Genomic DNA, 11,464 nt, shown 5'->3' on the forward strand with positions numbered 1-11,464 from the left:
CACCACGCCGAGCAGGCGGCCGCTCGCGCAGCTCGCCGCCAGCAGTTCGACGGCCTGGTTCCCGGCCAGCCCCGGGGTCCCGGTCGTCAGGTGGGGCACCGCCTCGCGCAGTCGCGGCGGGTCCACCCGGCCTAGCGGCGGGGCGGGGTCCCACCAGCGGCGCGCCCGCAGGCTCAACCGGCCGAGGTGGATCACGCCGTCGCCCACGGCGGCATCGTCGCCCACCGTGACGTGCGGCAGCCCGCCCGCCAGCAGCACGGAGTTCGGCAGCCGCGTCGCCTCGCCCGTGATGACGGCGATCACCGACGGCTCGAGGTCGGTCCTGACCTCGAGGTACACGCCCGCGGGGAAGGCGGCCAGCACGCGGGCGGGACTGCGCGGCGCCTCCAGCACCGGGCGCACCGCCTCGCTCGCGGCCCCGGTCACGTGCGTACGCGGCCGTCTCGCGTGAGTACCGACGGTCACGGGACCTCCTTGTCGAGCCTGGACCTGACCGTAGAACGCCGGTTCAACCCTCCGTACGGAGAAATTTGCCAACAGTGCGCGAGAAGGTTGGCTCTTCCTGACAGACCGCTTCTCGGGTCACAATCGACCCCATGGAACCCCCCGTCCGGCTCGCCAGCACCGGAACGATCATCCACGGCGTCTCCGTGGGTGAGGTGCTCGGCGTGTCCACCCTCGCGCAGGCCCGGCTGATCGCGGGGGGGAGCGGGCTGGGCCGCATCGTGCAGCGCCTCAACGTCATGGAGGTGCCCGACATCCTGGCCTGGGTGAAGCCGCACGAGCTGCTGCTCACCACCGGCTACCCGTTGCGCAACACCCCCCAGTCGCTCGGCCGCCTCGTCGCCGACCTGGACGAGCGCGGGCTCGCGGCGCTGGCCATCAAGCTCGGCCGCTACGTGGACGAACTGCCCGAGGAGATGGTGGAGCAGGCCGACCGGCTCGGGTTCCCGCTCATCCTGCTGCCCAACGACGTCGGCTTCGACGACATCCTCAACCAGGTGCTGACCGACATCCTCAACCGGCAGGCGGCGGTGCTGGCCCGCGCCGAGGAGGCGCACCGGGCGCTGGTCCAGGTGGTGCTGGCCGGGGGCGGGCTGAACGAGGTCACCGAAGGGGTGGCGGGGCTGCTCGACGTGGCGGTGGCGGCGGTGGACGGCGGCGGCCGGGTCCTGGCCACGGCCGGGCCGCCCGACCACGTGACGATCCTGCGCGAGTCGCTGCTCCACGAGGGCCCCACCCCGGCCCCGCCCCGCACGGCCGCCCGATCGGATGCCCGATCGGATGCCCGGTCGGATGCCCGGTCGGATGCCCGGTCGGATGCCCGGTCGAGCGGACGGCCGGGTGCTCAGGCGGCCGGGGGCAGGGGGCGCGAGTTCGTGTCCGTGCCCGTCGTCGCGGCCGGGCACCACCACGGCCGGATGGTCGCCTACAGCCCGTCGGGCGCGATCCGCGACAGCGACGTCGGCATCCTGGAGCGCGCCGCCACCGTGGCCGCGCTCGTCGTCACCCGCCAGGAGGCGGTCAACGCCGTCGAGAGCAAATACCGCGCCGACTTCCTGCGCGACGTCCTGACCGGCCGCGCGGGCACCGCCGAACGGGTGGCCGCGCGGGCGCGGGCGTTCGGCTGGGACCTGGAACGCCCGGTCACCGTCCTCGTCGCCGAGCTCGACCCCGACGGCGACGAGCGCACCGCCCAGGATCGCCTGGTCGCCTGCTGGACCGCGGCGATGCGCAGGCACGACCCGCGCGGCGCGGTGGCGGGCTTCTCCCACGAGGTGGTCGCCGTCGTGGGCGCGGCGGTGGATGCTGCCAAGGTGGCCAAGGACGCGGCCGCCGCCTTCACCGACACGCCACCGGTCACGTTCTCGACCGGCACCTCCCGCCCGTCGCCCGGCCCCGAGACGCTGCCCGAGGCGTACGCCCAGGCGCTCAAGGCGGCGCGCGTCGGCCGCCAGCTGCACGGGCCGGGCGCCGTCGCCCACTTCGACCAGCTCGGCGTCTACAGGCTGCTGTCGCTGGTGAACGACACCGAGGAACTGCACGCCTTCGTCCGCGAGACCCTCGGCCCGCTCGCGAGCGACCACGACGCCGAGAACTCCGACCTGCGGCGCACGCTCCAGACGCTCCTGGAGACCAACCTCAACGTGGCCGAGACGGCCCGGCGGCTGCACTTCCACTACAACACGCTCCGCTACCGCATCGGCAAGCTGGAGCGCCTGCTCGGCAACTTCACCGACGACCCCCACCTCCGCCTCAACCTCACGCTCGCTCTCCACGTCCTGCGAATGCGCGGAATCTAGGCGTCTAGGCTGGGGTGCCGTGGACTTCGAACTGCGCTCCGACTACATCCCCCTGTGCGACCTGCTCAAGTACTGCGGCATCACCGAGACCGGCGGCATGGCGAAGATGCTGGTGGCCGAGGGCATGGTGCGGGTGGACGGCGAGGTGGAGCTGCGCAAGACCCGAAAGATCCGTTCCGGCCAGGTCGTCAGCGGCGAGGGGTTCTCCATCCGAGTGGTGTGACCCGGCGCCCCGCCAGGGCCCCGGGAGATTCCTCTCGCTGATTTCCTCTCACTGGCCAGGTGACACGCGGTGAGTGAGGGGAACGCTGGTGGAGTAAGCGAATTTGGCAGATCATGCCCGTGTAGCGCCGAGCCGGCGGGCCTAATGTGCCCGCAATGGAAAGAACCGCCGCGGAGGAGCCTGCGGGGCGGCCACCTGCCCGACGGCCCGGTTGAAGAGGGGCTCTCATGGTTTTGGGCTGGACGAAACACGGTGACGGCAAGCATCTGGCCCCCGGAGAGGTGGTCAGACCGGACGAGCGGCTCACGTGGCCGCGCATGGTGGGGTTCGGGGCCCAGCACGTGGTGGCGATGTTCGGCGCCACGTTCGTGTTCCCGCTGGTGATGGGGCTCGACCCGAACGTCGCGATCATGATGTCGGGCATCGCCACGATCCTGTTCCTGCTGATCGTCAAGGGCAAGGTGCCCAGCTACCTCGGCACGAGCGCCTCGTTCGTGGGCGGGGTGCTGGCGATCCGGGCCATCTTCGGCGGCGACACCGCCGGGGTGGACGCCATCGTCACCGGCGCGATCCTGGTCGCCGGCCTCGTGCTCGCGCTCGCCGGGCTGGCCGTGCACTTCCTCGGCGTCCAGATCATCCACAAGATCTTCCCGCCGGTGGTCACCGGCGCGGTGGTCATGCTCATCGGGTTCGGGCTGGCCTTCGTGGTGGCCGACGTCTACTGGCCGCAGGACCAGTGGATGGCGATGGTCACGATGCTGGTGACGTTCGTCATCGTGGTGGGGTTCAAGGGGTTCGTCGGCCGCATCGGCATCCTCATCGGCCTGGTCATCGGCTTCGCCCTGTCGTGGGCCGCGGACCGCGTCCTCGGCCAGGTGCCCGTCTACAACGACGGCACGCTGAACATCGCGCCGCACTTCCGGGTCGACTTCAGCAAGCTGGAGGCCGCCCCCTGGGCAGGGCTGCCGGACTTCCACCTGCCCGACTTCCGGATGTCGGCGGTGCTGCTCGTGCTGCCCGCGGTCATCGCGCTGATCGCCGAGAACATCGGCCACGTCAAGGCCGTGGGCGAGATGACGGGCGTCGACGTCGACCCGTACGTGGGCCGCGCCATCGCCGCCGACGGCGTCGGCACCGTGGTCGCCAGCGCCGTGGGCGGCTCGCCCACCACCACCTACGCCGAGAACATCGGCGTCATGGCCGCCACCAAGGTCTACTCGACCGCCGCCTACTACATCGCGGGCGTCATCGCGATCCTGTTCGGGCTCTGCCCCAAGTTCGGCGCGCTGGTCTCCGCCACACCGCCCGGCGTGCTGGGCGGCGTCACGGTGATCCTTTACGGCATGATAGGACTTCTGGGCGCCAAGATCTGGATCGAGAACCGGGTGGACTTCTCCGACCCGGTCAACATGGTCCCGATCGGCGCGGGCATCATCCTGGCGATCGGACCCGTGAAGCATTTGATCAGCGGTGAGTTCAGGCTCGACGGCATCGCCCTCGGCACCATCGTGGTGGTGGGCGGCTACCACCTGCTGCGCGCCATCGCGGGCAGGCCCGCACCGTCCCCGGTGGGGGGAGAAGCGACAGGGTGAAGCCACCGCCGTTCACCTACCACGCTCCGCGCGACCTCGGCGAGGCCCTGGAGACCCTCGCCGGGGTCGGCGGCAAGGTGCTCGCCGGCGGCCAGAGCCTGATCCCCATGCTGAACATGCGGCTCGCCGCGCCCGAGCACCTGGTCGACATCAACCGCGTCGCGGCGCTGGCCACGCTGGAGGCCGCGCCGGAGGGCGTCACGGTGGGCGCGCTGGCCAGGCACGCGCAGGTGGCCCGCGCGGACGCCCACCCGCTGCTCGGCCAGGCGCTGCGGCTGGTCGCCCACCCCGTCATCCGCAACCGCGGCACGGTGGTGGGCAGCCTGGTGCACGCCGACCCGGCCGCGGAGCTGCCCGCCGTGCTCGCCGTACTGGGAGGGTCGGTACGGCTGGCGCGGCACGGGCAGGGGGAGCGGGACGTCCCGGCCGAGGAGTTCTTCGTCGGCCCCATGGAGTCGGCCGTGCGGCCGGGAGAGCTGGCCGTGTCGGCGTTCTTCCCGGTGCTTCCGGCCGGATCGGGCACGGCGTTCCGGGAGGTGGCCAGGCGGCACGGCGACTACGCGCTGGCCGGGGTGTGCGCCGCGGTGACCCTGGACGAGGACCTGCACGTCGCCTCGGCCCGGGTGGCCTGCATCGGCGTCGGCCCGGTGCCCGTCGTGGCCGACGTCACGACCGAGTGCGACCGCCGCCCCGCGTCCACGGTCGACTGGGCGGCGGTCACGCGGGCCGTACAGGAGGCCACGGAGCCGGAGGGCGACATCCACGCGAGCGCCGCGTACCGCCTGCACCTCGTCGGCGTCCTCGCCGAGCAGGCGCTGAAGGACGCGGCCCGCGCGGCCGCCCAGGAGGCGGCCCCGAGCCCGGCCACGGGATGAGGAGAGACGGGATGAGGAGAGAGTGGAGCACGAGATCACGCTGGTCGTGAACGGCACCGCCCGGCGGGCGCGGGTGCCCGCGCGGCGGCTGCTGTCCGACTGCCTGCGCCACGACCTCGGCCTGACCGGCACCCACGTGGGCTGCGAGCACGGCGTGTGCGGGTGCTGCACGGTGCTGCTGGACGGGGAGCCGGTGCGCTCCTGCCTGACGTTCGCGGTGACCGTGGACGGGCAGGAGATCACCACCGTGGAGGGGCTGGCCGGGCCGGAGGGCCCGTCGCCGGTGCAGCGGGCGTTCGGCGAGTGCCACGCCCTGCAGTGCGGCTTCTGCACGCCCGGCTTCCTGTGCACGGTGACCGCGCTGCTGCGCGAGAACCCGGCGCCCACGGACGAGGAGGTGCTGGAGGGCATCTCCGGAAACCTGTGCCGCTGCACCGGCTACCAGAACATCGCCAAGGCCGTACACCGTGCCGCCGAGCTGCTGGCGGAGGAGGGACAGTGACCACGAGGCTGTTCGGCGAGCCGGTGGAGCGCCGGGAGGACGGCAGGCTGCTCACCGGGCAGGGCCGCTACCTCGACGACCTGGGCGCCGGGGCGCTGGCCGCGGCGTTCGTGCGCTCGCCGCACGCCCACGCCCGCGTCCGCGACGTGGACGTCTCGGCGGCCCTCGACGTCGAGGGCCTGGTCGCCGTCTACACCTGGGAGGACCTGCCCGAACGGGTGGGCCGCGCGCTGCCCCTGCTCATCCCGCATCCCGCGCTGACCCACGGCCGCACCGCCCATCCCCTCGCCCGCGACGTGGTCAGGCACGTCGGCGAACCGGTCGTCATGGTCGTGGCCACCGACCGCTATCTGGCCGAGGACGCCTGCGCGCGCATCGAGGTCGAGTACGAGGTGCTCAAACCGGTCGTCGGCCTGGAGGAGGCGGCGCACGGCGCGCAGCTCGTCCACGACGACGTTCCCGGCAACGTGGGCGCCCACCTGGTGCAGGAGGTGCCGTCCGGCGCCGGCGCGAGCGCCCGCGAGGCCATCGAGGCGGCGCCGCACCGGCTGGCCTTCCGGCTCGACATCGAGCGCAGCGCCAGCACGCCGCTGGAGGGGCGCGGCGTGTACGCCCGCTGGGACGGCACCGACCTGCGCGTCTACACCAGCACCCAGACCTCCACCAGCGTGCGCATGGCCGTCGCCGCCGCGCTCGGCCTGCCGCTGCCGCACGTCGAGGTGATCGCGCCCGACGTGGGCGGCGGGTTCGGCGTGAAGATCATGCACCCGTGGCCGGAGGAGATCCTCGTGCCGTGGGCGGCGATGCTGCTCGGCCGGGAGATCAAGTGGACCGAGGACCGGCGCGAGCACTTCGTCTCCTCGGCCCACGAGCGGGGGCAGGTGCAGCACGTCGAGGTCGGGTTCGACGACGACGGGCGCGTCCTGGGGCTGGACGTGACGATCCTGCACGACCACGGGGCCTACACGCCGTACGGGATCATCGTGCCGCTCATCACCTCGACCCAGCTGCTCGGGCCGTACAAGATCGGGGCCTACCGGGTCGAATTCAGCTCCATCTACACCAACACCGTGCAGGTCACGCCGTACCGGGGGGCCGGGAGGCCGCAGGGCGTGTTCTGCATGGAGCGCACCATGGACAAGATCGCCCGTCACCTGGGAAAGGACCGCACCGAGGTGCGGCGGGCGAACTTCATCGAGGCGGACGAGTTCCCGTACGACCAGGGCATGATCTTCCAGGACGGCCGCCCGCTGATCTACGACAGCGGCGACTACCCGGAGATGCTCCGGATGGTCAAGGAGCTGATCGGCTGGGACGACTTCGAGCGGCGGCCCGGCCGGGGCATCGGCATCGGCTGCTACGTCGAGGGCACCGGGGTGGGGCCGTACGAGGGCGGGCACGTCATGGTCACCTCCGACGGCCGGGTCCACGTGTCCACCGGTCTCACCTCGCAGGGGCAGGGCCACGAGACCGTGTTCGCGCAGATCGCCGCCACCGAGCTGGGCGTGCCCATCGAACGGGTCTCGGTGGTCACCGGCGACACGCGCAGGTTCGGCTACGCGGTCGGCACGTTCGCCTCCCGCGCGGCCGTGATGAGCGGCAACGCCATCGCGCTGGCCTGCCGGAAGGTCCGCGAGAAGGCGCTGCGCATCGCCGCCGACGCGCTGGAGGCCGACCCGGCCGACATGGAGATCACCGAGGGGCTGGTGCACGTGGTGGGCGCGCCGTCGGCCTCCATCCCGCTGTCCACGGTCGCCGTGCTGGCCAACCCGCTGCGCTACGCGTTCGACGACGAGGCGGTCAAGGCCACCCAGTTCGCCGGCGCCGCCTCGCCCGACCGGCCGCCGGTCGCCGAGGGCGACGAGCCGGGGCTGGAGGGGCGCGACTACTACTCGCCGATCAGGTCCACGTTCGCCGCCGGGATGCACGCCGCGATCGTCGAGACCGACCCGCTGACCGCCGAGATCAGGATCGTCAGGTACGCGGTCGTCCACGACTGCGGCAGGCTGATCAACCCGATGATCGTCGAGGGGCAGATCCACGGCGGGGTGGCCCAGGGCGTCGGCGGGGCACTGTACGAGCGGATGGTGTACGACGAGCACGGGCAGCTGGTCAACGCCTCGTTCATGGACTTCCTCATGCCGTACGCCACGGAGGTGCCGCGGGTCGAGACCGCCCACCTGGAGACGCCGTCGCCGCTGAACCCCCTGGGCATCAAGGGCGCGGGCGAGGCCGGGGTGATCCCGGTGTCCGCCGTCGTCGCGGCGGCCGTCGAGGACGCGGAGGGCATCGAGATCGACCGCATGCCGATCTCGCCGTCGGACCTGTTCGAGCTGAGAAGCCGCCGGTCGGCGGACAGCGGCTGACCGGCTCGCCCTCCCGGCCGGGGGTCACCGCATGACGACGGGGGCGGCCGGAGGGGGCGGCGGCGTCACCCGATGGCGGCCGGGCGGCACCCCGATGACGCGCTTGAAGGCGTGGCTGAAGGCGCTTTCGGAGGTGTAGCCCCACTCGGCGGCCACCGACCCGACCGTGCGGCCGCTCGTGCGCAGGGTCTCGGCCGCCGAGCGCATGCGCCAGCGCAGCAGATACTCGAGCGGCGGCACCCCGACGAGGGTCCTGAACCGCGAGGCGAAGCCGGAGCGCGACATGCCCACCTCCGCGGCCAGCTCGGCGACCGTCCAGCGGCGGACCGCCTGCTGGTGCATCAGGGTGAGCGCGGCGCCGATCTGCGGGTCGTTCAGCGCGCCCAGCCAGCCCGGGACCGGCTCCCCGGCGGCGAGATAGGCGCGCAGGGCCTGGACGAACAGGATCCGGGTCAGGTGTTCGATCATCACGCCCGCCCCCATCGGCCCGGCCGCGGTCTCGTCCTCCAGCATCCCGAGGACGGGGCGGAGGTTCTGAGCCCGGGGGCTGCCGCTGGGGATCCGGACGGCCGGGGGCAGGCAGTCGAGCAGCAGCGCCGCGGTCACATCGTCGAGGGTGATGCTGCCGCCCACGATGACGGTGCGTTCCGCGTCCGGGTCGGCGGTGCCGTACCTGACGTTCCCCGGGGTGGGGGAGGCGCGGAAGACCGCGTGCCCGTCCCGCGGCTCGATCCCCGGACCGCTGCCCACCTCGTACGGCCGGCCCCCCGTGAGCAGGTAGCAGTCACCCTCCGACAGCCGCAGCGAGGACGCGCCGTCGGCGGTGAGGAGGCAGTCGCCGGCCACGATCGCGCCGACCTTGATGTGCCGGTAGCTCTCGAAGCGCAGCGCCCACCGCCCGGCCGCCACGAAGCGCGAGGAGAAGGCGCTGCGGATGTTCACCAGGGTCAGGACGTCGGACAGGGGGTCCACCACGCCTCCAGACGATCGCGCATGAATACCGGACTCACGTGCATGGATTGTCGATCTTGCGGGCTATAGCGTGCCTCACGCCCCACAACCTAAGGAAGGACAGAGACATGAAATACGCACAGTTGGGCACGACCGGAGTCTTCGTCTCCCGCCTGTCGCTGGGCGCCATGAGCTTCGGCGGGCGCGGCTCGCAGATATGGGAGATGGTCGGCGCCCTGGAGGCGAAGGAGGCGGACCAGCTGGTCGGCGCCGCCCTCGACCGAGGCGTCAATCTCATCGACACGGCCGACATGTACGGCGACGGCGCGTCGGAGGAGATCCTCGGCGAGGTGCTCGGGTCGCGCCGCCGCGACGTGCTGCTGGCCACCAAGATGACAGCGCGGGTGGGACCCGGCCCCAACGACGTCGGCCAGTCGAGGCTGCACGTCATGAGGTCTCTGGAGGACAGCCTGCGCCGGCTGCGCACCGACCACATCGACCTCTACCAGATCCACGCCTTCGACCCGATCACTCCGTTCGAGGAGTCGCTGGCCGCCCTCGACGACGCCGTGCGCCAGGGCAAGATCCGCTACATCGGCGCCTCGAACCTCACCGCCTGGCAGACGATGAAGGCGCTCGGCGTCTCCGAACGGCGCGGCTGGGCCCGGTTCTGCTCGCTGCAGGCGCACTACTCGCTCACGGCGCGCGACATCGAGAGGGAGATCATCCCGATGGCGGGCGACCAGGGGCTCGCCCTGCTGGTCTGGGGACCGCTCGCCGCCGGCCTGCTGACGGGCAAGTTCGACCGCACCGGCGCGCGGGACGAGAACGCCCGCCGCGCCAAGTACGACTTCCCGCCCGTGGACCTGGAGCGCGCCCACGACGTCATCGACGTCCTGCGCCGGGTCGCCACCCGTCACGAGGCCACGGTGGCGGGCGTCGCCCTCGCCTGGCTCCTCACGCGGCCGGGCGTGACCAGCGCCGTCATCGGCGCCAAGCGGCCCGAGCAACTGGAGGAGAACCTCGCCGCCACCGGGCTGGAGCTCACCGAGCGGGACCTGGCCGAGCTCGACCAGGCGAGCGCGCTCCCGGTCGAGTACCCCGCCTGGATGCAGGCGGACGAGTCGTACCGCTTCCCTCCGGGATTCCGTTCCGAAGCCGGGTGAACCGCCCCTTCCGGCGCTGCGTATCTCGGCACATGACGACATTTCCACGTCTGGCCGCTTCTGCGCTGCTGCTGGTCGGACTCGTCGCCGCCTGCTCGTCGGGCGGTGGTGGGGGCGGGACCGGCGGGGCGCCGATCGCGGGCGGAGCGGACGAGCCCATCCCGGACCCCACCGAGCTCCGCGTATTCACTGTCGAGCAGCTCGCCGCCAAGGTGGGCTGCAAGCCCCGCATCCAGGTCGACGCCAAGGACATCCGGACCGGGTACTGCAAGACCAAGGTCGGCCAGTTCTTCGTCAACACGTTCCTGTCCGAGAAGGACAAGGACGTGTGGATGGACAGGGCGCCCGAGTACAACCCCCACCTGGTCGGGCACCGGTGGACGGTGCTGTCCAGCCTCAACGTGCTGAAGGCGCTGCAGAAGCCGCTCAACGGCGACCTGCACCTGAACGATCACAGGACCAAGTCGCCTCAGCCCGCCCAGCCTGCGGGCGGCTACTAGCGGGCTGGGGCGGCCCGCTGGTAGCCGTCCGCATGGGTCCCCGGCGGCGTGACGCCGGTGACTCGAACCTCAGCGCCGCGACGCCAGCAGCTCGTACTGGGCCCGGACCTCGGCCGGGCGTGCAACCCGGTCCAGGAACATCAGGCCGTCCATCCGGCAGTTGCAGGGATTGCCCTCCCTGGTGTTCTGCGGGAAGCTGCCGCCGATCTTGATGCCTCGGGGATCGGTCGGCGAGGCGGTGTCAGGCTCGGGAGGCCCCTCGACGGCCCACGGATCTCCGGTGAGCGTGTAGAAGCCGTCGAGGGGCCTGCCGTTCCTGTACAGCCGCATCGCGGCCCGGTCGAAGTCGAACGTGGCCGCGAGGAACACCCACTCGTCCGGCGGCAGCACGCTCTGCCACGGCTCGTTCGCGGCGAACGTCTGGGAACCGGCGCCGTCCACGCGGCGGCCGAGCGCGACCACGCGCATCTCCCCGTTCACCGTGATGAGCTCCAGCAGGGCGCGCACGTCGTGCCCCTGGGAGTTGCCGCTGAGCACCCCCGCCAGCCCGATCGCGCCGAAGAGGTCGCCCGGGGCGGGGGTGTTGGAGTTGGGGCTCGGGTTCTGGCCGGTCATCTTGAACCAGCCCATGATCGTGACACCCTGGACGCCGTTGAAGGCGTTCAGGGTGGGCACGCCCGGCTCCGCGTAGATGCCGGCCTTCCAGTCGTCGTTCCCCGCGACGGCCGGGTTGACCTGCTGGACCTGGAGCGAGTGCCTGCTGCCCCGGTACGCGCCGTCCGCCGCGCGCATCGCGGCGCCGCCGTTCACGAGCGTGATGTCCGTGCCCGACCGGCCCTGGTCGCGCTCCCGCGCCGGGTCGCCGGGCAGCGGGTGGTCGAAGTCGTACGCCGCCACCAGGTGGCGCCGCAGCGAGGGCAGCACGCCGGGCCGGTGGGCGACGGCGGACACCGAGGTGGCACCGGCGCCGGCTGTTGCCGCCACGG

10 protein-coding genes and 1 pseudogene are annotated in these 11,464 nt (G+C 72.2%); 8 read left to right on the plus strand and 3 right to left on the minus strand.

Annotated features, from left to right (window positions below):
• Positions 1–465, minus strand: a pseudogene (locus DQW85_RS34695) (oxamate carbamoyltransferase subunit AllH family protein); the annotation flags it as partial.
• Positions 466–596: 131 nt separating this feature from the next.
• On the opposite strand from DQW85_RS34695, the gene DQW85_RS34700 reads away from it, so the two are divergent.
• The 6 genes from DQW85_RS34700 (at position 597) to cutA (ending at position 7,861) form a co-directional block, all read left to right on the plus strand.
• The gene (locus tag DQW85_RS34700; RefSeq protein WP_113703991.1) at positions 597–2,303 is read left to right on the plus strand and encodes a PucR family transcriptional regulator; all 1,707 of its coding nucleotides are present in this window, start codon (positions 597–599) and stop codon (positions 2,301–2,303) included.
• Positions 2,304–2,322: 19 nt separating this feature from the next.
• Positions 2,323–2,526 (plus strand): RNA-binding S4 domain-containing protein, encoded by a 204-nt coding sequence (locus DQW85_RS34705; RefSeq protein WP_113703992.1) that lies wholly within the window; start codon positions 2,323–2,325, stop codon positions 2,524–2,526.
• A gap of 227 nt (positions 2,527–2,753) precedes the next feature.
• Positions 2,754–4,118: a uracil-xanthine permease family protein gene (locus tag DQW85_RS34710; RefSeq protein ID WP_113703993.1), complete on the plus strand. Its 1,365-nt coding sequence runs from the start codon at positions 2,754–2,756 to the stop codon at positions 4,116–4,118.
• Complete coding sequence (locus tag DQW85_RS34715) at positions 4,115–4,993, plus strand: FAD binding domain-containing protein (protein ID WP_113703994.1); 879 nt, start codon at positions 4,115–4,117, stop codon at positions 4,991–4,993. Before DQW85_RS34710 ends, DQW85_RS34715 begins: the two co-directional genes overlap by 4 nt.
• Before the next feature lie 22 nt (positions 4,994–5,015).
• On the plus strand, positions 5,016–5,495 hold the full coding sequence (locus DQW85_RS34720) for a (2Fe-2S)-binding protein (RefSeq protein ID WP_113703995.1): 480 nt from the start codon (positions 5,016–5,018) through the stop codon (positions 5,493–5,495).
• Positions 5,492–7,861: an aerobic carbon-monoxide dehydrogenase large subunit gene (cutA, locus tag DQW85_RS34725; protein ID WP_113703996.1), complete on the plus strand. Its 2,370-nt coding sequence runs from the start codon at positions 5,492–5,494 to the stop codon at positions 7,859–7,861. The genes DQW85_RS34720 and cutA overlap by 4 nt, the downstream gene beginning before the upstream one ends.
• A gap of 24 nt (positions 7,862–7,885) precedes the next feature.
• Here the strand turns inward: cutA and DQW85_RS34730 are convergent, their stop codons facing one another.
• Positions 7,886–8,836, minus strand: coding sequence for an AraC family transcriptional regulator (locus DQW85_RS34730; RefSeq protein WP_113703997.1), 951 nt, complete (start codon positions 8,834–8,836; stop codon positions 7,886–7,888).
• A gap of 104 nt (positions 8,837–8,940) precedes the next feature.
• Here DQW85_RS34730 and DQW85_RS34735 point away from each other — a divergent pair, with 104 nt between their 5' ends.
• Together DQW85_RS34735 and DQW85_RS34740 are read left to right on the plus strand one after the other, a co-directional pair.
• Positions 8,941–9,978: an aldo/keto reductase gene (locus DQW85_RS34735; protein ID WP_113703998.1), complete on the plus strand. Its 1,038-nt coding sequence runs from the start codon at positions 8,941–8,943 to the stop codon at positions 9,976–9,978.
• Positions 9,979–10,010: 32 nt separating this feature from the next.
• Positions 10,011–10,478 carry a hypothetical protein gene (locus DQW85_RS34740; protein WP_113703999.1) on the plus strand — a complete coding sequence of 156 codons (468 nt, stop codon included), beginning with the start codon at positions 10,011–10,013 and terminating at the stop codon, positions 10,476–10,478.
• A gap of 69 nt (positions 10,479–10,547) precedes the next feature.
• Here the strand turns inward: DQW85_RS34740 and DQW85_RS34745 are convergent.
• Positions 10,548–11,464, minus strand: a 917-nt coding sequence (locus DQW85_RS34745) for a hypothetical protein (protein WP_205315633.1), incomplete at its 5' end; no start/stop codon positions are given.

It is taken from the genome of Nonomuraea lactucae (genome assembly GCF_003313395.1).
GTDB classification, from domain to species: domain Bacteria; phylum Actinomycetota; class Actinomycetes; order Streptosporangiales; family Streptosporangiaceae; genus Nonomuraea; species Nonomuraea lactucae.